The 20,301-nt window shown below is 70.8% G+C and carries 20 protein-coding genes; 9 read left to right on the plus strand and 11 right to left on the minus strand.

What is annotated here, in order from left to right:
* The first annotated feature begins 505 nt into the window (after positions 1 to 505).
* A complete protein-coding gene (locus tag F9278_RS25910; protein WP_152170456.1) occupies positions 506 to 820 on the plus strand; it encodes a hypothetical protein in 315 nt (104 codons plus the stop codon).
* 100 nt (positions 821 to 920) lie between these two features.
* Here the strand turns inward: F9278_RS25910 and F9278_RS25915 are convergent, their stop codons facing one another.
* The 6 genes from F9278_RS25915 to F9278_RS25940 all read right to left on the minus strand — a co-directional run bounded on the left by F9278_RS25915 (position 921) and on the right by F9278_RS25940 (position 7,179).
* Positions 921 to 1,511, minus strand: coding sequence for a copper resistance CopC family protein (locus tag F9278_RS25915; RefSeq protein ID WP_152170457.1), 591 nt, complete (start codon positions 1,509 to 1,511; stop codon positions 921 to 923).
* Positions 1,490 to 2,143 carry a superoxide dismutase family protein gene (locus tag F9278_RS25920; RefSeq protein WP_152170458.1) on the minus strand — a complete coding sequence of 218 codons (654 nt, stop codon included), beginning with the start codon at positions 2,141 to 2,143 and terminating at the stop codon, positions 1,490 to 1,492. The genes F9278_RS25915 and F9278_RS25920 overlap by 22 nt, the downstream gene beginning before the upstream one ends.
* Positions 2,144 to 2,253: 110 nt before the next feature.
* Positions 2,254 to 3,069, minus strand: coding sequence for a hypothetical protein (locus F9278_RS25925; protein WP_226966950.1), 816 nt, complete (start codon positions 3,067 to 3,069; stop codon positions 2,254 to 2,256).
* 116 nt (positions 3,070 to 3,185) lie between these two features.
* Positions 3,186 to 5,042, minus strand: a complete 1,857-nt coding sequence (locus F9278_RS25930) for a copper resistance CopC/CopD family protein (RefSeq protein ID WP_226966951.1) — start codon at positions 5,040 to 5,042, stop codon at positions 3,186 to 3,188.
* A gap of 1 nt (position 5,043) precedes the next feature.
* Entirely contained in the window at positions 5,044 to 5,922 is an 879-nt protein-coding gene (locus tag F9278_RS25935) for a DUF1775 domain-containing protein (protein ID WP_226966952.1), read from the minus strand.
* Between the two features lie 729 nt (positions 5,923 to 6,651).
* Entirely contained in the window at positions 6,652 to 7,179 is a 528-nt protein-coding gene (locus tag F9278_RS25940; protein ID WP_152170460.1) for a hypothetical protein, read from the minus strand.
* A gap of 304 nt (positions 7,180 to 7,483) precedes the next feature.
* Here F9278_RS25940 and F9278_RS25945 point away from each other — a divergent pair, with 304 nt between their 5' ends.
* Positions 7,484 to 8,701 carry a lactonase family protein gene (locus F9278_RS25945; protein ID WP_152170461.1) on the plus strand — a complete coding sequence of 406 codons (1,218 nt, stop codon included), beginning with the start codon at positions 7,484 to 7,486 and terminating at the stop codon, positions 8,699 to 8,701.
* Between the two features lie 123 nt (positions 8,702 to 8,824).
* On the opposite strand, the gene F9278_RS25950 is transcribed toward F9278_RS25945, so the two are convergent.
* Complete coding sequence (locus tag F9278_RS25950) at positions 8,825 to 9,343, minus strand: nitroreductase family deazaflavin-dependent oxidoreductase (protein WP_152170462.1); 519 nt, start codon at positions 9,341 to 9,343, stop codon at positions 8,825 to 8,827.
* 167 nt (positions 9,344 to 9,510) lie between these two features.
* Here F9278_RS25950 and F9278_RS25955 point away from each other — a divergent pair, with 167 nt between their 5' ends.
* The 3 genes from F9278_RS25955 (at position 9,511) to F9278_RS25965 (ending at position 12,086) form a co-directional block, all read left to right on the plus strand.
* Positions 9,511 to 10,599, plus strand: a complete 1,089-nt coding sequence (locus tag F9278_RS25955) for a PP2C family protein-serine/threonine phosphatase (protein ID WP_152170463.1) — start codon at positions 9,511 to 9,513, stop codon at positions 10,597 to 10,599.
* Between the two features lie 114 nt (positions 10,600 to 10,713).
* A complete protein-coding gene (locus tag F9278_RS25960) occupies positions 10,714 to 11,220 on the plus strand; it encodes a MarR family winged helix-turn-helix transcriptional regulator (RefSeq protein ID WP_152174129.1) in 507 nt (168 codons plus the stop codon).
* 251 nt (positions 11,221 to 11,471) lie between these two features.
* Complete coding sequence (locus F9278_RS25965) at positions 11,472 to 12,086, plus strand: hypothetical protein (RefSeq protein ID WP_226966954.1); 615 nt, start codon at positions 11,472 to 11,474, stop codon at positions 12,084 to 12,086.
* Positions 12,087 to 12,214: 128 nt separating this feature from the next.
* Here F9278_RS25965 and F9278_RS25970 read toward each other — a convergent pair whose 3' ends face one another.
* A complete protein-coding gene (locus tag F9278_RS25970) occupies positions 12,215 to 12,976 on the minus strand; it encodes a DUF4142 domain-containing protein (protein ID WP_152170464.1) in 762 nt (253 codons plus the stop codon).
* Between the two features lie 509 nt (positions 12,977 to 13,485).
* Between F9278_RS25970 and F9278_RS25975 the strand changes: the two genes are divergently transcribed.
* Positions 13,486 to 13,923: an NfeD family protein gene (locus tag F9278_RS25975; RefSeq protein WP_152170465.1), complete on the plus strand. Its 438-nt coding sequence runs from the start codon at positions 13,486 to 13,488 to the stop codon at positions 13,921 to 13,923.
* 57 nt (positions 13,924 to 13,980) lie between these two features.
* Entirely contained in the window at positions 13,981 to 15,090 is a 1,110-nt protein-coding gene (locus F9278_RS25980; RefSeq protein WP_152170466.1) for an SPFH domain-containing protein, read from the plus strand.
* A 232-nt stretch (positions 15,091 to 15,322) separates the two neighbouring features.
* Here F9278_RS25980 and F9278_RS47390 read toward each other — a convergent pair whose 3' ends face one another.
* The 3 genes from F9278_RS47390 to F9278_RS26000 all read right to left on the minus strand — a co-directional run bounded on the left by F9278_RS47390 (position 15,323) and on the right by F9278_RS26000 (position 18,492).
* Complete coding sequence (locus F9278_RS47390) at positions 15,323 to 15,634, minus strand: hypothetical protein (protein WP_226966955.1); 312 nt, start codon at positions 15,632 to 15,634, stop codon at positions 15,323 to 15,325.
* 480 nt (positions 15,635 to 16,114) lie between these two features.
* A complete protein-coding gene (locus F9278_RS25995; RefSeq protein WP_152170467.1) occupies positions 16,115 to 16,384 on the minus strand; it encodes a hypothetical protein in 270 nt (89 codons plus the stop codon).
* A 617-nt stretch (positions 16,385 to 17,001) separates the two neighbouring features.
* Positions 17,002 to 18,492, minus strand: coding sequence for a SulP family inorganic anion transporter (locus F9278_RS26000; protein WP_152174131.1), 1,491 nt, complete (start codon positions 18,490 to 18,492; stop codon positions 17,002 to 17,004).
* Positions 18,493 to 18,947: 455 nt separating this feature from the next.
* Here F9278_RS26000 and F9278_RS26005 point away from each other — a divergent pair, with 455 nt between their 5' ends.
* Both F9278_RS26005 and F9278_RS26010 read left to right on the plus strand, forming a co-directional pair.
* Complete coding sequence (locus tag F9278_RS26005) at positions 18,948 to 19,349, plus strand: MerR family transcriptional regulator (protein WP_193242038.1); 402 nt, start codon at positions 18,948 to 18,950, stop codon at positions 19,347 to 19,349.
* A gap of 460 nt (positions 19,350 to 19,809) precedes the next feature.
* Positions 19,810 to 20,295: a cation:proton antiporter regulatory subunit gene (locus F9278_RS26010; RefSeq protein WP_193241631.1), complete on the plus strand. Its 486-nt coding sequence runs from the start codon at positions 19,810 to 19,812 to the stop codon at positions 20,293 to 20,295.
* Positions 20,296 to 20,301 lie beyond the last annotated feature (6 nt).

Consider the following 20,301-nt stretch of genomic DNA (forward strand, 5'->3'; position numbering starts at 1 on the left):
TCGCAGCTGGCCCCGAGGGGGCTTTGGGCTTCCTTTATTTGGCGTGGAAGGGAATTCTGGGCGTTCTCGGCTTCTGTCTCGCCCTCAACATTCGCGACGCCGCCTATAGAATCTACGATTTCTTCACCAATCGCGGGCCCTTCGCCCCCGGTCCAGGCTTCAGCCCGCTCGTCATCAGGGTCGTCGGGGCACTCATAGGTGTCGTTTCGACTTGGTCATTCGTGAGCGGTCTGGCGTCCTAGCGGTGCCGCGCATGGTGCAATCCTGCGGTCGCCGGTTTCTTCATGGAAACCTTCACTTTTCTTTCATTCGGGACGGCGGTGGGATTCCTCGTCACCGCGGGCTGCGTCATCCTCTTCAACCGTCCGAACTCAGAGGTCCGCCCGAAATCGGCATCCTGAGGATGCAGGGTGCGCACGCGCACGAGAAAGCGACGTTAGATGTGATGCCGACCTGACGGCCATGCCTGGTCGGGTTGCCGCCCACGGGAGTCGAGGCGGTTCGGATGACCTTCGGCTGGGCCGACGTGAGCAGGGCGTGGAGTGGAGTGGCGCATGGGTTGACCGGTGACATCGAGGGAGGTACGGAGCTGCTCGGGCTGATCTTCGGAAGCCTTTTGATCGTCCTCGGTGTATGCCTCATCGGGGACTTCGGGCGTGCTGCCGGTCGCCTCCATGCCTTCTTCGCCGATCTCATGAGTCCTGGACGCGCCACTGTCGGGACCTTCCGGCTGGTGGGGATCTTCGCGGTCCTGGTGGGAGTTGGCTGGGGCGCGACGTCGTTCCCGCTCGGATCGATGCTCGGATCGATGCTCGGGTAGGGGCTTGGATGGCGGGCGAGACGTGCCGCGACAGTCTGCGGCACGCCTCGCATTCGGTCCGGTCCCTACGTCTGTCCTGGCCCTGTCCGGTGGTTGTGGTTCACGTTCCGCGCCGTGTGCGCACGGCCAGGAAGCCCGCGCCCGCGATCACGACGACCGCCCCCGCGAGGAGGGCCAGGGCCGTGGTGCGGCCGAGTCCGAGGAACGCGTCGTCCTCGACGGTGTCCGTACCCGTGCCCGTGTCCGAACCCGTGTCGGGTGGCTGAAGGCTCAGCTGTTGGCAGGCTGTCGCGGCCTTGGCTGTCGCGGCGCCCTTCGCGACCTCGAACTGGAAGGCGCTGCTCTGGGTGTCTCCGTCGGCGGAGGTGATGGTGTACGTGAGGGTGTTGACGCCGGTGGGCAGGCCCGTGACCGCTGCGCAGGTGACGGAGCCGTCGGCCACGACCGGCTTGCCGACGGGCACGGTGGTGCCGTCGGGGCCGACCAGTCCGATCTTCGGTGTGGTGCCGGACTTCAGCCGGCCGAAGGTCAGCGAGACGACCTCGGCACCAGGGCCGACCGTGTCCCCCGGCCCAGGTGACGCCTCCTCCAGCGCGGTGTGGGCGCGGGCGGGCGTGCCGCCGAGGAACAGCAGCACGCCCAGGCAGCCCGACAGGACCGTCGTCGCCCTCAGAACTCGAAGTCCGCGCATGCGATCCGGTTGTCCTGTGCCTCGGAGGGGTGGACGACGATCGCCTTGGCGTCCTCGCCCGTCTTCCTGTCGTTGTTCACCGTCGTCATTCCCATGCCCGACTTGTCGGCGGTGAACATCAGGTGCACCTCGTTCGGTGGCGTCGTCGCACCGCCCTTCTCGAACTGGAAGTGGTCGCCGCCGTTCTTCGCCGAGCACGACTGGGCGTGCAGGTGCGACATGTAGGTGCCCCCCGGCTTCAGACCGCTCAGGGACACCGTGACCGTGGTGCCCTTCGGGCCCTGCGCCAGCCACGCGGAGCCCTTGACGTCGTCCATGCCCGGCGGGCGGGTGTCGAGCAGTTCGAAGGCGCCCTTCACCACGTCGGCGTCGGGGATCTTGTCGGCGGGGGTGGCCGACGGGTCACCCATCGCCATGTCCTTCATGCCATCCATGCCGGACATCTCGTCCGTGCTCTTGGACGGGGACGCGGACGTCGTCGCGCCGGCTGCGGTGTTCGTTGTCTTCTCGGAGGATTCGCCGCCGCAACCCGACAGCAGGGCGGCAGTGGAGGTGACGGTGAGGCAGGCGACGGCGAGACGGGTGCGTGGACGGCGGCGTGTAGCGGCTGAGGGCGTTGTGCGGTGGCTCATGGGGTGAACTCCCGGTTGCGGTGCGTGGACAGGACGGGCCGACGCGCGTAGGGGCACGCCGACCGCTCGCCTGTCTCCGGCCACGACCGAATGTCACCGGATCGGGCGTTTCAGGGCCCTGCGGCGAGTGGTGGGGCGGGAGACGGGCGGCTCAATGGCATGCGTTCCCGCGGTGGTCCCCTGCGGACGACGGCGTGTCTCAGCGCGGCGGTGACGGGCCGACGGCTCTCCTCGTCGCCGACGAGGGCCCCGCGAGACGGAACCTCGTGCCGGGCCGCCGTACGGAGGAGCACCCGGCAGATCCGGCGCAGCGGCGCGAACACGACGGCGGCCAGAGCCCGGGCGATCCGATGGACGGCGGCCTCACCCCGCCACAGCCATACTCCGCACGCGACGGCGGCCACCAGATGCGCCAGCAGCATCCCGAGGGAGCCGCCATGCGTCGCGGCGGACCACAGCGACTCGTCCGCGGGCGTCCCCATCGCCTCGGAATGCGCTCCGGCGTGGTGCATGGCCATGCCGGAGTGGGAGAGGTCCACTCCGTGGCTCGTGCCGGAGCGGACGCCCACCTTTCCCGGTCCACCCACCGCCGCGTTCGACGTCGGTGTGAGCTTGGGGGACAGGCTGAACAGCAGGTGCAGCAGGCCCTGCGCCACGACCGTGGCGCCCACGACCGTCGTGGCACCGCGTTCCCGGCCGGTCAGCCACCACGCGCCCGAGGCGGTTCCGGTGAACGCGACACCCATCGCCCACCAGGGCAGAGTGTCGCCGGAGATCAGCGCATGCCCGAGTGCGGTGGCCACGACGCACACGGCCGCGAACACGGCTGCCTTTACCGGGCGCAGGACGCCGACGCTTCCTTCGACGCCGCGCGTCACGCGGCACTCCCGACCCGCTCCACCGCCGAGGTGGTGCATCCGGGACATCGGGCAACTCCTTGGTGCTGGCTGGCTTCCCGTCTCTTACGGGCCGCCGGACGCGAGCGTTCAGGTGGGGGTGCGTTTCGGGGACCGCGCTCCGGTCCGGTGGCCCCCGCCCGGTCTCACGGGGCGATGGTCACCTTCTTCTCGACGGTGACCTGGTCGATGTCGGAGACACGGACGGTGGCTCGCATCGTCCAGGTCCCGGGGAACGGGAGCGCGAGGGTGTCGCTGCCCCAGTAGCCGCTCTGGTCGACGAGTTCGGCGTCGAGCGGGCCGACGTGCCGCGCGGACTGGGTGAAGGTGAGGCGCAGTTCGGGGATGGCGATCAGACCGCCGTCGGCACCGAAGACCACGGCCTCGACGACGTTCCGGCCGACCCGGCCCGGCTCCAGGGTGATCTGCACCCGGCCGCGTCCGGCGGGAGCCCCGGTGTCGAACGGGACCACGCTCAGGTTCACCACTGGCTGCCCGGAGGCAGCGGCGGCCTCGGTGGCGGCCCGCCCCGGCCGGCTGCCCGTCAGCACGGTCGTGAGAGCGAGTACGACGACGCCGATCACCACCTCCGCGAGCACGGACCTGCGGAGGCCGCGCCGCCGGGACTCAGGGTCGGCGCCGGTCTCGTCGGTTCCGGTGGCGTCGTCCGGTCCGGGACCGACGCCGGGTCCGGGGTCCACCCCGGTCGCCGGCACCGACAGCGGGGCCCGGTCGTCGCCACCCACCGCGACCGGCACCGGTTCCCGCCGGGGCAGCCGCGTCAGCCGCTCGGTCCAGCTCCGGGAGTACGACGCCGCCAGCACCATGAGGATCACGGCGCCGGTCTTCAGGGCGAGCGTCCTGCCGTAGGGCGTGGTGAACGCCTCCCACGAGCCGAGCCCGCGCCAGGACTGGTAGACGCCGGTGGCCGCCAGCACGGCCACCGCACCGAGTGCGAGCCGCGAGAACCGGCCTACGGCGGCGGACGGGAGCGAGTCGCGGGCGGGCGTGCGGTAGAGAGTGAGCAGCAGCGCGGCCAGCCCGCCGAGCCATACGCTCATGGCGAGCAGGTGCAGCACGGAGGAGGTCATCGCCACCGGCACCTGGATCCCCGTGGAGGCGTGCTCCGCCGCCGCCCAGGTCGCGGCCAGAGCGACGGAGAGGGTGGTGCCCACGACGGCCGTACGGCGGTCGGCCCGCCACTCGGACCGGCCGCGTGTCAGGAGCAGGGCCACCAGGAGCAGCAAGGCCAGGCGGACCAGCAGCGCGACGCCGGGGCGGCTGCCCGCAGTGCTCCACAGCAGCCGGGGGTCGAACACAGCGGCCGGTCCGTCCCCGCTCCCGTACGGTCCGCGCAGGACCAGCAGCGCGGCCGTCGACAGCGCCAGCGCCCACCATCCGGCCAGAAACGGCCCACGCACGACCCGCGCGGCCGTGGCTCCGGGCCGGCAGACGAGGACGAACACGGCGGTGCCGATCAGCAGGGCCAGGCCGCTATAGGCGACGTACCGGCCGATGCCGTACAGCACCTCGACGGACGGGTCGACAGCCGTCTCCGCAGAGGTCTCGGCGCGTGTCTGCGAGGGTGCGCCGACGGCGAAGGTGAAGGCACCGGAGATGGCGTGGCCGTCCTCGGAGAGCACCCGCCAGGAGACCGTGTACGTGCCCTCCTCCAGCCCGTCGGTCAGCGCCACACGCGCGGTGTTCGCCCCGCCGTCCGCGTGCTCGGGATCACCCGCGGTCACCGGGCGGCTGTCGGGGTCGAGGACGCGGACGGAGTCCTCTGTGAGGGCGACGGATTCGTTGACGGAGACCGTGACCTGTTCGGGCGCCGTCTTCAGCACCGCGCCCTCGCGCGGATCGCTGTCGGTCAGCACCGCGTGCGCCGAGGCGGGCGCGGCGCTGACCAGCAGGACACCGGCGAGTACGGCGACCACCAGCAGCAGCGCCCTGCCCCCACGCCCGCCCTGCGTCAGCCGTCGTTCCGGCAGTCGTCGTTCCACGTCACGCCTCCTGGCCGGCTCGGCCCGCGTCGCAGGGCCTCCGGCGTGTGACCAACCACCATGCGCCACCACCCAGGGCGAGCAGGACGGCGACAGCGGAGCCGACGATGAGGCCGACGGGCCGCAAGTCTTCCTGTTCAGCGGCCGTCCCCTCCGTCCCGGCGGACGCGGCGCCTGCCGAGGCCGTGGACGTAAGCTCGGGCACGGCGCCGGCGGACGGGCCGGAGGCGGAGGATGACGTGTCCGAGGAGGCCGGCCGCAAGTCCAGTACGGGGGCGGGTTGTTCCGGCTCCACGTCGCCGCCCGGGAGTTCGACCCAGCGGGAGATCCTGCCGTCGTCGTAGGTCTCGACGGTCTTGAACACGAGCTGTTCGGCATCGGGCAGCCGACGGACGCTGACGCTGTGTTCGGCGTCGACGCCGGTGTCCAGGGCGGGCCCCGCGACGGTGTAGCCGTCAGCGACGCGCTTGAGCTTCCACCCCTCGGGCGCGTCGGCGAGCGTGATGTCACCGGGTGCGATGCCGGCCGGGAGGACGACACGCAGGTGGGCGAAACCCGAGGTGTCGGACTCGGCCTCGGAGGTGAAGGAAAGGGTGACGTTCTCGGCCAGGGCCCGAGCGGGTTCCGACTCGACCTCCGCGTGGGCGGACGCGGGAGTGGGCGATATGAGGGCGGTGGTCAGCGCGGCGGCAACGGCCAGGGCGGGGCGGTGTGCCGTACGGACGGGTCGGTGCGGGGACAGGGGAGGCTCCTTGCGGGTGGGGCCGGGCAGGCCGAAGCCTCGGCCCGGGAGAGGGACGAACCGGGACAGCCGTGTGTCCCGGCGGTCCTCTGCGCACCAGCGGGTGTTCCAGAGTCCGTGTCCGTGGAGCCTCGACAAGGGCGAGGTGCTCGATCGGTTCGAGGTGGGGGAGAGGGCGCGGCCCGATGCCGGCCAGGCCGGCCGACAGCCGGGAGCCGAGGGAGCCCGCGACGCCACGCACAGCTCGCGCGAACCGTACGGCGATCGCGAGAGTGGCGTCGGCCCGGTGCAGCAACCAGGCCACCGACAGCGCGGCGAGCACATGGGCGGCCGTCATGGTGGCGGACACCTGATGCCAGCCGGATGCGCTCTCCGGGGTGACCACGGCGTGCCGATGGGCGCCCTGAGCGAGATGACCCGGTCCGGCCGGGCTGTCCGCCGGCGCCGGGGACACATGCAGCAGCGCCTGGACCCCGAGCGTGCAGCCGAGCGTCGCCACAGGGGCGAAACGGCGCCGGGCGGCGGGCCAGGCGACGGCGAACTGCGCGAGGACGAGCAGTGCGGTCGGCCGCCATGGAGTGACTCCGTCGGCCACGGCGTAGTGACCCGACACCGCCAGCACGCTGCCGACCACGGCGAACACCGCGGCTCGCACGCAGGTACCCGCCCGATCCGCCCGATCCGTCAGATCCATCCGATCCGCCCGATACGGAGAAGGGCGATGCTCGCCGGGCGGCGGCACGGCCTCGCCTGCCACACCCATGCCTCCTTCCCCGGCGATCGGCCTGGGCCGTATGTGACCAGTACGGCGCTGTGGGGCCCTCCTGTTCACCCCGAGGCCGGACCGGGCGGCGGAGAGTCGAGGTGTCATCCGGGAGGCGTGATCGTGGCGTTGGGAGTCGCGGCAGTGGTGGGCCACCCGGTGGGGGCCTGCTCGGACTGCTGGGAGATGGAGTCGCCCTGCTCGTCGTACGAGCTGCCTGGGGCCGTCAGGAGGGCGAAGAGGCCGAGGACCACGGTGATCGCGGCGGCCGTGCCGAGCACGCGACCCGCACGGTGGCGCCTCGCCCGGCCGTCGAGGTCGCGCCAGGGCGGGCCGGGCCACGGGTCTGCCGCCTGCCAGAGTTCCCCCACTGCATCGGCCTCGTACGACGAGATCGATGCGCCGTGGACGGGGGATGGTTCCGCCTTGTGCCCCGGCCACTCGCGCGGGTCGAGGAAGTGCCGGGGCCGCGCTGGAGCCGTGCGCTCCCGCGCGGAGAGCTCCCTGGGCGCGGTCCGCCGTATCGCGGGTTCGCTGTCGGTGAGGAACCGCTGCCACACCTCGTCGGGAACGGGCGGCGTGCGGTCTTCCCCGTCCGGTGTCCCGCCGCCGCAAGGCGGTTGAGCGGCCACTGTCCCACTTCCCGTTCTTCGGCTGTGCCGGCCCGACGGCGGATCCGCTGGCGGGGGCGTCCGGCTGCCGACGCGCTGACCCCCCACCGGGTTTCTGCCGTCGTCACTCCTGGTGCCGGGTGGCAGCCGGCTGCCGGACGGCCCCCGCTCGATCATTGCATAGTACAAAATGAGATCGCCACCGGTGGTTCTTACAAGACCCTGACGTGGAAGCCGAACCCCTTCAGCCCCCCCTGTCCCGTCGGTAACTCTGGCTTCGCCCGCCACCGTTCCGGGGTGGCGGATGGGCAGGAGGAGCACAGAGATGAGCAGGCACACCAGGCGCAGGTCCTCGTTACAGGTTCGACTGACGGTCGCCGGAGCCGGTGTCCTCGCCACCGTCGCGGCCGTGGCCACCGTGACCGTCGCGGCGGCGGGGGAGACCGGGCGCCGGTACACGGGTTCACCGGCGTCGGCCGGGGCAGACCACGCGGTGTTCGTTCAGGGCAACGAACTCGCCGGCAACACCATTCACGCCTTCAAGCGCGGCGGCGACGGCAAGCTGACCGCGGCCGGCCGTTACGCCACCGGCGGCAAGGGCGGCGACCAGGTCGACGCGCCCACCGACTCCCTCGCCTCCCAGGGCTCCCTCGTCTATGACGACGCCTCCGGGCTGCTGCTGGCGGTCAACGCGGGCAGCGGCACGGTGACCTCGTTCCGCGTCCGGGGGCAGAAGCTGACGGACCGCCGCGTGGTCGACTCGGGCGGCGACTTCCCGGCCTCCATCGCGGTGCACGGATCGGTGGCCTACGTCATGAACGCCGGCGGTGAGGGCAGCGTCCAGGGCTTCCGGATCACCGCCGGGGGACTCAAGCCCCTGCGCGGCTCGCAGCGTTCGCTGGGGCTGGACAACGACACGGTGCCGTTGTTCAGCAGCTCGCCGGGGCAGGTCGCGTTCACTCCCGGCGGCCGTGAACTCGTCGTCACCACCAAGTCCGCGAACACCATCGAGGTGTTCCCGATGCGGCGTGACGGGCGCCCGGCCGAGCGGGCTGTCGTCAACCGGTCTGCCGGGGAGGTGCCGTTCGCAGTCACCTTCGACAGGGCCGGGCGGATGCTGGTGGCCGAGGCCGCGAAGTCGACGGTCAGCGCGTACAAGGTGCGCTCCGACGGCCGCCTCGAACTGGTGCAGAAGCCGCTGCCGAACGGCCAGGACACGTTGTGCTGGCTGGAGCGCGCGGGCGACTTCTTCTACGGGGGCAACACCGGCAACTCCACCGTCACCGGCTACCGCATGGACCGCCAGGGCCGTCTCGCCCTCACCAATGACGTCGGCATCGCCACGCCGCCCTCGCCCAGGTCCCAGGGGGTGATCGATCTGGCGGTGACCGAGGACGAGAGGTTCCTGTACGTCCAGAACGCCGTCTCCGGCACGGTCGACGGCTTCCGTATCGGCCGGAACGGCTCACTCACCAAGGTCACCACCGCCACCGGACTGCCCGCCTTCGCCGAGTCCGGCATGGAGGGCATCACCGCGGTGTAGGGAAAGCGGCCACCGCGGTGGGCGGCGCTCCCGGAACGGCTCCGGGGGCGCCGGCCGGCCGGACCGCGCGGTGGTCGACGGCCGGTCCGCCCCGCCGTCACCGGCGTGCGGTGGCTTCTCGCCTCAGGGGACAGGAACTTGGCGGTAGCCGTCCGAGGCATCGAGACGTACGAACGGGATGGTGCTGCCGGCCGTCAGGAAGGCGGTCTCGCTTCCGTCGGAGGGCAGGCCCATGAACGCGCACAGCCGGCGGGCCGTCCGTGGATGCCGGCGGGAGTAGTCCGCCATGATCTCCGCCCCGGTCTCCGCCGGGAGGAAGTGCGCGGTGACGGTGTGGTGGCGGTTGCCGAACTGGACGACGGTGTGCGGCCGTCGGCGGAGGTTCTGGTACCAGTCCGACGCGGGGCCGAACCCGGCCGCGACGGTCCAGCTGCCGCATTCGCTGTCGTATGCCACCACCTCCAGGACCGTGCGGCGGTCGAGCCCGCTGACCCGGCCGGTGTGGTGCAGCAGGAGCAGCCGCTTGCCGAAGAGGGGAGCGAGCCCCGCCTTGAAGAGAAGGACGGGCAGGCGCAGCGGCACCCGCCGCCATCCTGCAGGCCGGCGGGGGCGGCGCGGGGCGGAGCCTTGGTGTGTCGTCATCGGCGTTCTCCGTCGGTCCCGGTCGGTTCCGGTGTCGGGTCCGGGCCTCGATTGGGTAAAGGCTCGTGGTGAGGGCCGGTCCACGACCAGACCCTTGCATAATCTAAAGATTAGGGGGTGCCGGATCGAGCGGCTCTCCGGGGTTCGCCACACCGCTGGAGTACGCCATGACCGGGAAGAAGCCGCCACAGAGCGCCACGTTGCTGTCGTGGATGCCGGGCGGGGTCATGGCGGTGGTGACCGTCGTGGACGTCGTGGTCGGACCGGGGGTCGGACTGTTGCCGTTGGTGTCGCTGGGGCCCGCTTTCGCCGGACTGGTCGGCGGCTGGCGCCGCACCGCGCTGACGGGTGTGGCGGCGCTCGTACTGTGCGTCGGGCTCGGAATCTACGACGGGCTGTTCGAGGAACGCCGGGGATTCGCCGCGCTGGGGTCGGTCGTGGGTGTCACCGGCGCGGGGATCGCGGCGGCCGTGATGCGCTCCCGGCGGGAAGCGGAACTGGCCGGTGTGCGCTCGATCGCGGAGGTGGCGCAGCGCGTGCTGCTGCGGCCGGTGCCGCTGACGGCCGGACCGCTGCAGGCGGCGGTGTCGTACACCTCTGCCGTGGCGGAGGCACGGATCGGGGGCGATCTGTACGAGGTGGTCGCCTCGCCGCACGGGATCCGGGTGATCGTGGGGGACGTGCAGGGCAAGGGGCTCGCCGCCGTGGAGACGGCCGCGGTGGTGCTCGGCGCGTTCCGTGAGGCGGCGCACGACGAGCCGGACCTGGTGGGGCTGGGGGAACGGCTGGAGCGGAGCGTGGAACGGGAGTTGGAGGGTGAGAAGTTCGTCACCGCGATCCTCGCCGAGATCGGCTCCGACCACGAGGCGGTCCTGCTCAATTACGGCCATCCGGCCCCGATGCTGATACGGGACGACGGCACCGCGGACTTCCCTGAGCCACCCTCCTCCGCGCTGCCCCTGGGACTGGGTGCGCACGGCCATGCCGGGCCGCGGCCCTACCGCGTGGGGTTCGCCCCGGGCGAGCAGCTACTGCTGTACACCGACGGTGTCACCGAGGCGCGGGACGGGGACGGGCACTTCTATCCGCTTGCCGAACGAGCTGCTCTGCTCAAGGACTCCGACGCGCATGCCGCGCTCGACGCGCTGCGTCGCGATGTACAAGACCACTCCGCGGGACCGCCCCACGACGACGCCGCCATGCTGCTGCTCCGCTATCACGGTCATGGGAGCGTCCCGGGAACGCGGGTACTTTAGGCGAACCATGTAAGGGTCATGGGAAGGGAAAATCTGTTCCTATGGGCTGAGCGGGCGGTGGGTGCGGCACGGTAGAAAGGTCGCATGGTGCAAAGTGAGGCCCCGACCGGGGGCATGGACGATGTCGACGTGGTGACCCGTGCGGTGCTCACCGCGTCGAGACTCTTGGTCGCCGTCTCCGCCCGGTCGCTCGCCGAGGTGGAGGAGCGGGTGACGCTGCCCCAGTTCCGCATGCTCGTGGTGCTCTCCACGCACGGGGCCACCAAGCTGGTCACCCTCGCCGACCTCCTTCAGGTCGCGCCGTCCACCGCCATGCGCATGGTCGACCGGCTCATCGCCGCCGGGCTCGCGGACCGGCAGACCAATCCCGGCAACCGCCGGGAGACCGTGCTCCAGCTCACGGAGGAGGGGCGACGCACCGTCGAGGACGTCACCGGCCGCCGCAGGACGGAGATCGCCGGGATCGTCGAGCGCCTGTCACCGGGCCAGCGGTCCGCCCTCGTGGACGCGCTCACCGCCTTCAACGAGGCCGGCGGTGAGCCGCTCGCCCCGGCTGCGGGGGGCGACACGGAGCCGTTTCCCCTGGGTTGGGTGGACTCCGTTGTGCCCAGGGGTGCCTGACCGCACCCACGGCCACGGCTCGGGGCGTTCGGTCGGTTCCGACCCTCGGGCGGCGTGATCGGCCTGTTCTTCCCCCTGATTCTTTTGCATAATGCAAGCGAGCTGTGGGGGTGCCGTGACGGCCTGGATCGTCACACCGGCGGTGCGGCTCCGGACATCGGGCGACGACCGGGGAGGAGCGGCGGGTGCGTCGACCACCTCGACCGCGGGCGGACAGCCGTACGGGTTTGGTGGCCCATGCGACGGCCTTTGTGTGGGGACCCGCGGAGTTCGTCGGTCTGCCGCCGAGGTGGCTGTTCGCCGAAGGGATCCTCGTCGGGGTCCTGTCGGCGACCGCCATCATCGGAGTCGGGATCGCGGGGGTCTGGACCGGCCATCCGGCGTTGGCGGCAGGAGAGGGCGGACTGGTGATCGCCGCCGCGCTCACCCTCTACCTTCTGATCACCGGCGCGGGCCGCGCGCTTGTCGGCACGGCCGCCGTGCTCGGGCTGTGCCTGGCGCTGCTCATGCCCCAGGTGGCCGGCTGGGTGGTGCTGACCCAGCGGGGTGAGGTGCGGCCCGCGGTGGTGACCCTTGTCGAGGGCGGGCCCGGAACCGGCATCGAGGGGGGACGGTACCTGTGCTCCGTGGCCGGCCGGGCCGGGGCGCCCCTCTCGACACGGATCTGGCGAGGATGTGAAGGCTCGACCAGGCCGGGGGATGCCCTGACAGTCGTGTTCGACCCGAGGGGGGCGGTGCCGCCACGAGGTGTGGCACCGGGTACCGACCGTGGCCCGCTGCTGGGGGTGGCGGCGGTGGCGCTCGCGCTCGTCGCCGGGTGCGCGCTTGCCGTCATACGGTCCTACCGACTTGATCCGCCTTCTTGAGGCTCCTGAGGCTTGAGGGGCCCTTCGTCGAACGCGAGCCTCCTGGCTGGGTGTCGCTCGGCCCCGGTCGCCCGCCTGTTCGGTGCCGGGCGCGGGGCCGAGGCGACCCGGCACGGTGGGCTCCGGTGTCATTCCGCGTCGGCGGAAGCCGACGGTGAGGGACTCGGAGGAGCCGTCGGCGCGGCGGTGTTGACGTCCAGGTCCGGTCGCGGGGTCAGGACGACCATGGGGGCGCCGGGCTGGGGCACGGGCGGGGTGGCCTGGTCCTTGGGTAGTTTCGGGGGGTTGGTCTGCTGGTAGTTGACGTTCTCGTGGTTGACCAGGCCGGTCTTCTCCAGCACGGTGATGTGGTCGAGCACGGTGTCGTTGGCGAGGTCGGCCAGCTGACGCACCAAGGTGTTCCGGGTGCTGGCGCGGATCTTGGCGATGGCCGGGAAGATCTGGCCGTGCGTGACGCGCATGATCTGCACCGCGGTCGAGTCGAACTCCTTGCCCTTGGCCGCGTCCACGGTGGCCACGAACTGCTGCTGTTGCGGACTCGCCTGGTTGTTGAGCGTGATGCCCAGCTCCGGGGCGATCTTGCGGCACAAATCGTCGAGACCGGCGTGCCCGACGACCAGATGCTCGCCTGCCTCCTTCATCTCCGGGGTCGTACCGCGTTCCATGGCCATCTCGCCCAGCGGGTACTCCCACAGTCCCGCCGAGCGCACCTTGATCACGAAGTCCCGGTCGGCCTCCGTCAGCGGACCGAACTGCGTGTTGGCGATGATGCGCTCCGGCGACGAGGCCGTGTTCTCGATGCCCAGCATGGCGGGATAGGCGAGTGCGGCGACGGTCATCAGCAGGCCGCCGCTCATGAAGATGGCTCCTGCGGTACGGGGGATGCGCATGGTTCCTCCTGGCGTGCGGATGCGGGGCCCCGGCTGGCGCGAGCACGCGGGATCCGCAGGGGAGCGGACATCGGTCGCCAGGGGGTACGGAGGGCAGCCGTCGAAGAATCATTGCGCAGGGTAAAAATTGCATTGGATGGTGTGATGTGCGTCACGGACGCTCCCGCTCGCCCCCTGCCCCGCGCCAAGAATGAGCCAGCGAGAACCGGGTCGGCAGGCCACGGGCCGGATCGCCTCCCGGGGCATCGAGGGCGGTGATGACCACGCCATGTCGTGCGGTGGGGCATCCGGTCCGTGCGCGTACGGGTGAGGCGCGAGGGGGCGACGGGGTGTCCGCCTGGCGTTGCATTGCCCCCTCTCGGAAGTCGGGAGATCAGCAGCGCGGCGGCTACCGCCCTGGCCCGCCTCGATGGCTACCGGAACCGCGAGAGCCACAGTCGCCGCGTCTGTCTGCCCGGTGTTCCGGGAGGTAGCTTGGGGGTGAAGGCCCCCTGAAGGAGGGCGATGCCATGCCGTGGTTCTTGTGGCTGCTCGCTGCCGCGGCGCTGGGTGCCGCGGAGTTCTTCGCTCTGACACTTGTATTCGGATTGTTGGCGGGCGCCGCGTTGGTGGCCGCCGTGGTCGCCGGCGTGGGCATCGGCCTTCTCGGCCAGCTCGTGGCCTTTGCGCTGGCGGCGGCAGCGGGCGTCGTCCTTGTCCGGCCCGTCGCGCTGCGGCACATGGAACAGCAGCCACTGACCCGAGACGGCAGTGACGCCCTGATCGGCAAGCGTGCCGAGGTCATGCAGGAGGTCACCGCGACCCGCGGCCTGATCAAGCTCTCCGGCGAGGAATGGTCGGCCCGCGCCCTCGACGAGGGTCTCGTGATCCCGGTGGGTGCGTGGGTGGACGTCATGGAGATCGAAGGCGCCACGGCCATCGTCTACCCCCGCGAACTCCTTCCCTGAGTCGAATCCCCGCGAACTCCTTCCGTGTACGGCTGAACACACAGCAACGGAGGCACTGTGGATCCCGTCGTCATCCCCCTCCTCGTCGCGGCCATCGTCGTCGTCTTCCTCGTGGCCTCCACCGTGCGGATCGTCCCGCAGGCGCGCCGCTACAACGTCGAGCGGTTCGGCCGGTACCGGCGGACGCTCCAACCCGGACTGAACCTGGTCGTGCCGGTGGCGGACCGCATCAACACCAAGCTCGACGTGCGCGAGCAGGTCTATTCGTCCGACCCCAGGCCGGTGATCACCGAGGACAACCTCGTGGTGAACATCGACACCGTGCTCTACTACCAGATCACCGATCCGCGGGCGGCGGCCTACGAGGTCGCCGACTACCTCCAGGCGATCGACCAGCTCACCGTGACCACGCTCCGCAACGTCATCGGCAGCATGGACCTGGAGGAGACGCTCACCTCGCGCGAGGAGATCAACTCCCGGCTCCGCGCCGTCCTCGACGACGCCACCGGCAAGTGGGGCATCCGGGTCAACCGCGTCGAGATCAAGGCCATCGATCCGCCGGCCACCATCAAGGAGGCGATGGAGAAGCAGATGCGGGCCGAGCGTGACAAGCGGGCGGCCATCCTGCACGCCGAGGGGGAGCGGCAGGCCAAGATCCTCACCGCCGAGGGCACGAAGCAGAAGGACATCCTGGAGGCACAGGGTGCGCAACAGGCCATGATCCTGCGGGCGGACGGTGAGGCCAAGGCGGTCGAGCTCGTCTTCCAGGCCGTCCATCGCAACAACGCCGACCCGAAGGTCCTCGCCTACAAGTACCTGGAGACGCTCCCGCACCTGGCGAGCAGCGGCAACAACACCTTCTGGGTGATCCCGGGAGAGCTGACCGAGGCAGTCCGGACCGTCACCCGAGCCTTCGGTGATCAGGCGTCGGAGAGCCCTCCCACGCCCGGACAACCCGAGGAAGCAGCCACTGCCGACGATCACGACACGTCGGACGGAAGCCGGGTTCCGCAGCTGGAGGCGGGCTCGACGGTTTCCCTCGACGCCGCCGCGGCTGCGGACGAGGCAGGAAAGCAGGCCGCCGCAGCGGTGAGCGACGCCAAGGCGGAGGCCGAGGCCGCCAAGTCGCCTCAGATGCCGCGCCGCACGCGGACGTCCGACGACTGAGTCCACTTCTCGACGAGCACCGCCTCCCGAGCCCCTTTCCCGAGTGGTTGTGCGAGTCGGTTCGCGCCGCCGCGTCCGCTACGTCGAGCAGGAGCGGCTCGAGATTTTGAGCGGCCTGACGCCGCTGACGCTCTCCTGACGTCCCTCCTGGCCCGGACACAGGCATGGGCGAGCTGGTGAAGGCTGCCCGATCCGGCAGGGCGGTGCGACACGGACGCAGGCAACAAAGGAGTCAAGGTGGAGGAGGACTCGAGGGAGGTCTGGATGCCGGGCACCGGCAGGTGTCCGGCAGCTGGCCGCCGGGCGGTTGGTGTCGTGCCGGTGCCGGCTTGCGCCGCTTGGTGAGCCGGTCGGCCCTTCGGCGTCGCCGCAGCCAGTCGCCGGTTTCCCCGATCGCGGCGAGGAACGCGGCCGAGGCGATGCACTGGGCGAGCGTGGCGGGCTGGCCGAGCGCCTTGCCCACCAGCCAGAGCACGAGAGCGATCAGCGCCCACCAGACGGTGAGGGAAACCGCGAGGCGCCGTACGTGCCGTCGACTGGTCACGGGGTGGCCTTTCTGACTCTGCGTGGCGCAAGGGCGGCGTACACGCAGCCCACTGCGGCCACGATGACCGCGGTGGCCGTAGCCGCCAGGGTGATCACGGGCGGCGCCTCGGCCAGGCGCGGCACCGTGTTGAGGGGCGCGACGGCGTAGAGAGCGAGCAGGGCCAGGCCCCGGGGCGCATGGGCGCGAGCCGGTGCCTCAGTCGGCGCGGTATCCGGCCGCTGACCAGGGCCAGCCCGGCTGGGAGCAGGGTGAGGGAGAAGAAGACGAGGCCGATCCAGTGCCAGATCATGCGTGCGAGGACTCCTGGGTGGTGAGAGACGGGCCCGACGGAGGCACTGGGCTACTGCCGCCGCGTCGGCTCGGCGGTCGGCTGCTTCCGCCTGGGTGCGTTGGGCACGGGTGGAGCGGGCCCGACAGGCGTAGGCCGACGGAGCGCGTGGCCGCCAGGTCGATCCGGATGTGCCTGATGACGACCGATCACGGCCGGTCCTCGCCCCGGTGGACGAGGTGGGCGGTGAGCGCACCGATGAGCAGGGCCCAGGCCACAGCTGCGGGCCCTGCCTGGGGCCAGCCCAGCAGAATGGTCGCCCCTGCTGTTGTCACTCCGGCGGCTACAGCGCGACGGTCGGTGGCAAACGCCCACTGCTCACGGGCGGTTCCTTGCTGCCGGAACTCACCGAGTGCCGTTCTGACCATCAAAGCGGCGAGGAGGATTGCTGGGGCCAGCAGCGAGGCGTCCGCGGCCATCAGCTGGACGCCCCGTCAGGTCGGCCCGTCATCACGGCACCCACCGGGCCGTCGACCGCTTCTGCCCGCGGAGCGTGAGCGACGGCCTGCCACGCAGGAGAGGGAACACCCTGGTGAATGGCGAGCGGAATCGTGGGCCTGCGGCCATGGCGGCATACCTCCGGGCAGTGGCGACGGGCACAAGGCCCCTGCACGCCGACCAGACTTCCCGGCACACCCCACGTCCCTTGACGTGTACTTTGCACTCTATCTGCTGCCGGCGCTCCCAAACAGCCCTGCACGGAACGGTGTGGGCCGTGGCCCCGCATACCCGCTCACCCCCGGCCTGGTCCGCCTGGCGATCATGCGCGACGCCCGCCGACGCAGTGGCGATCGCGGCAAAAGCCGCTACCCGCGGCGACTCCCTCCCGCCCAGACGCTTCTGCGGCCATGACTCCCTCCTCCACGAGGCGAGAGGTACACCGGTTGCGTGTCGGCGGCGCGGCAGCGGACTGCACAGCGGTCGGCCCGGTACGCGTCTGATGCTCCGCTTGCCGACCCCCGGCCGCGCTCCAGCTGGGTCGATACGGCCGACTCCGGCCGAAGCACGCCATGGAGCGGCTGTGCCGACGAGTGCGTCAATGGCTGGCTGACAGCTCGCCGCTGAGCTTGCCGTGCAGGTGGGCGCTGGGTTCGTTCAGGCCGGTGATCTCGACCTGCTTGCCGCGCTGGGCGTACTTGGCCTCGATGGCGTCCAGGGCGGCGACCGAGGAGGCGTCCCAGACGTGGGCCGAGGACAGGTCGATGACGACCCTCTTCGGGTCTGTGGCGTAGTTGAACTGGCCGACGAGGTCGTTGGAGGAGGCGAAGAACAGCTCGCCGGTGACCCGGTAGACGACCGCGCTGCCGTCCGGGTCGATGACGGAGGTGACCTCGGCGAGATGCGCGACGCGCTTGGCGAAGACGACCATGGCGGTGACCGAGCCGACCACGACGCCGATGGCGAGGTTGTGGGTGGCGACCACGCACGCGACGGTGATCACCATGACGGTGATCTCCCCGGCCGGCATCCGGCGAAGCGTCTTCGGGGCGATGGAGTGCCAGTCGAACGTTGCGAACGACACCATGACCATGACCGCGACCAGGGCGGCCATGGGGATGTCCGAGACGACCGGGCCGAAGACGACGCACAGCACCATCAGGAACGCCCCGGCCAGGAACGTGGACAGGCGGGTGCGGGCGCCGGACACCTTCACGTTGATCATCGTCTGGCCGATCATCGCGCAGCCGCCCATACCACCGAAGAAGCCGGTGACGATGTTGGCGATGCCCTGGCCGATCGACTCGCGCGTCTTGCTGGAGTGGGTGTCGGTGATGTCGTCGACCAGTTTGGCCGTCATCAGCGACTCCATCAGGCCGACCAGCGCCATCGCGAAGGCGTACGGGGCGATGGTGGTCAGCGTGTCCAGGGTGAAGGGCACGTCGGGCAGGCCAGGGACCGGCAGGGAGGACGGCAGGGCGCCCTTGTCGCCGACGGTCGGCACCGCGATGGCCGCGCCGACGGTGATCACGGTCAGGATGACGATGGAGACCAGTGGTGCCGGGATGACCGTGGTGACCTTCGGAAAGAACACCATCAGTGCCAGGCCGGCCGCGATCAGCGGGTAGACCGGCCACGGCACGCTCGTCATCTCCGGGACCTGGGCCATGAAGATCAGGATGGCGAGGGAGTTGACGAACCCGACCATCACGCTGCGGGGGATGAACCGCATCAGTTTGGCCACCCCGAGTGCCCCGAGGATCACCTGGAAGACCCCGGCGAGGATGACCGCGGCGACGAGGTAGCCCAGGCCGTGCTCGCGGTTCAGAGGTGCGATCACGAGGGCGACGGCGCCGGTGGCGGCGGAGATCATGGCCCGGCGCCCGCCGACGACGGCGATGGTGACGGCCATGGTGAAGGAGGCGAACAGGCCGATGGCCGGGTCGACACCGGCGATGATGGAAAAGGAGATCGCCTCGGGGATCAGCGCGAGCGCGACCACCAGGCCGGCCAGTACCTCGGTACGCCAGACCTTCGGATCACGCAGCCAGTCCGGTTTGAGAGCGCTCAGCCGCGCGGCGGGAGACAGTACGGGAGAAGACAACGAAGCAGCTACCTGTCGTGCTCGGGCACACCCCTGGGGCAGGAAGGGGCGCGCAGAAGACGGCGAGGAAGGCCGGGGCCGGCATTCCGCGGCGGCCCGCTTTCGGGCCGGAAGTCGGGGAGAGCCGACGGCGCGATCGCGTGTGCGTCAGGCTCTGGTCAGGGGCGAAGGGTCACGGCGGACAGGCGGCGGCGCCAGGCACCACGGACTCGCGCACGCGTCTCTCCTGCAAGACTCGGATTCTTCGCCGGGGGCGGCATCGGCCCCGACACGGAGACGGCCGGGCTGGGAACCCACACCGCAGACGAGGAAGTGACGGCGCTCAGGCCGACCCTCCGACGAGACTCTACCCTAACGTTAGAGTAGAGATCGGCGGCTGGATGGGACGCAGCGCTGTCGACAACGAGAAAGGCCAGGTCGGGGACGTGGACGGCAAGCACATGCAGATCGGTGAGGTCGCCGCGCGAACCGAGCTGTCCCTGCGCACCATCCGGCACTACGAGGAGACCGGCCTCGTCGCCCCCTCGGCCCGCTCCCAGGGCGGCTTCCGTCTCTACACCGAGGCCGACGTCGCCCGCCTGATGGTCATCCGCCGCATGAAGCCCCTCGGCTTCACCCTCGACGAGATGCGTGCCTTGCTGGAGGCCACCGACCGCCTCGACTCCGTCAAGGAACTGCCGCCCAAAGAGCGCGAAGAGCTCCTGGACCGGCTGCGGGGCTTCGAAGAGGCCGCGCAACAGCGCGTGGCCGATCTGCGCACCCAGCTGGCCCGGGCGGAGGAGTTCGCGGCCACACTGCGCCGGCGCCTCCCGCGGACCGCCGCGCCGGTTCGGACCCCGTAACCGATCGGAACGAGCAGGGCTCGGCTATCACCCCCACCACTCGCCATCCTTGTCATCAGTTCGTCGGCCCGCCCCCACGGAACGTGGTCGAGAAGCTGGACGAGCTTGGCTCACAGGATGGAGATGGCCGTTCGGCGGACCGTCGGCCCACCCGGACACCGGTGCCCAGACCCGTGGCTGAGGACTGGGCAGCCGGGCCGCCACCGGATCCGCCACGTTCAGCGCACGGTCTCGCTGAACGTGAGAACACACGGAACGGCAAAGGAGCCAGGTCCGCTGCGGCCATCGCTGATGGCTCAGCAGCTGCGGCAGCTCCAGCCGCTCCGGGGCGCCGTCCGTCTGCGGATCATAAGATGAGCCTCACAATCCGGATCTGATCTGATCTGAGCGCTCGTCAGGGCGGCCCCCGCACGAGAGCCACAGCAGCCAACGCTCACGCCGACAGAGGAGGGGGACAGCCATGGGCGCGCCCCGCCTGAGCAGCACACCGTTGCCGGGAATCGGTGTCCGCTACGACCTGACAACACGGGAGCACCGCCGTCTCTCCGTGATCGCCCATCGGGACGGGCCGCGCACGATCAGTGCGTACCGGGAGGACGACCCCGACGCGTGCGCCATGTCCGTACGGCTGACCGCCGAGGAGGCGGCCACCCTCATCGACGCGTTGATGCCCGCCCACCACAACCCCAACCTGCTGTCCACCACCGGCCTGGGGCTCGTGGCCGAACGCATCGAACTGACCGCCGCATCGCGCTGGAACGGGCGCCTGCTGGGCGAGACCCGGATGCGCACGGAGACCGGCGCCTCGATCGTGGCCGTGCTGCGCCGAGCCGAGGCCATTCCCTCCCCCACCCCCGACTTCCGGCTCGCCGGCGGTGACACCCTCATCGTCATCGGCACCCGCGAGGGCGTGGAGACCGCCGCCGCGATACTCGGGCGGGAGTAACCCGTC

It is taken from the genome of Streptomyces phaeolivaceus (assembly GCF_009184865.1).
In the GTDB taxonomy this organism is placed as follows: domain Bacteria; phylum Actinomycetota; class Actinomycetes; order Streptomycetales; family Streptomycetaceae; genus Streptomyces; species Streptomyces phaeolivaceus.

Bases quoted from the DNA above. Each gene is read 5' to 3' on its own strand.
- F9278_RS25910 (WP_152170456.1), top strand. From the start codon at position 506: ATGACCTTCGGCTGGGCCGACGTGAGCAGGGCGTGGAGTGGAGTGGCG.
- F9278_RS25915 (WP_152170457.1), bottom strand. From the start codon at position 1,511: ATGCGCGGACTTCGAGTTCTGAGGGCGACGACGGTCCTGTCGGGCTGC.
- F9278_RS25920 (WP_152170458.1), bottom strand. From the start codon at position 2,143: ATGAGCCACCGCACAACGCCCTCAGCCGCTACACGCCGCCGTCCACGC.
- F9278_RS25925 (WP_226966950.1), bottom strand. From the start codon at position 3,069: ATGTCCCGGATGCACCACCTCGGCGGTGGAGCGGGTCGGGAGTGCCGC.
- F9278_RS25945 (WP_152170461.1), top strand. From the start codon at position 7,484: ATGAGCAGGCACACCAGGCGCAGGTCCTCGTTACAGGTTCGACTGACG.
- F9278_RS25950 (WP_152170462.1), bottom strand. From the start codon at position 9,343: ATGACGACACACCAAGGCTCCGCCCCGCGCCGCCCCCGCCGGCCTGCA.
- F9278_RS25955 (WP_152170463.1), top strand. From the start codon at position 9,511: ATGACCGGGAAGAAGCCGCCACAGAGCGCCACGTTGCTGTCGTGGATG.
- F9278_RS25960 (WP_152174129.1), top strand. From the start codon at position 10,714: ATGGACGATGTCGACGTGGTGACCCGTGCGGTGCTCACCGCGTCGAGA.
- F9278_RS25970 (WP_152170464.1), bottom strand. From the start codon at position 12,976: ATGCGCATCCCCCGTACCGCAGGAGCCATCTTCATGAGCGGCGGCCTG.
- F9278_RS25975 (WP_152170465.1), top strand. From the start codon at position 13,486: ATGCCGTGGTTCTTGTGGCTGCTCGCTGCCGCGGCGCTGGGTGCCGCG.
- F9278_RS25995 (WP_152170467.1), bottom strand. From the start codon at position 16,384: ATGGCCGCGGACGCCTCGCTGCTGGCCCCAGCAATCCTCCTCGCCGCT.
- F9278_RS26005 (WP_193242038.1), top strand. From the start codon at position 18,948: ATGCAGATCGGTGAGGTCGCCGCGCGAACCGAGCTGTCCCTGCGCACC.
- F9278_RS26010 (WP_193241631.1), top strand. From the start codon at position 19,810: ATGGGCGCGCCCCGCCTGAGCAGCACACCGTTGCCGGGAATCGGTGTC.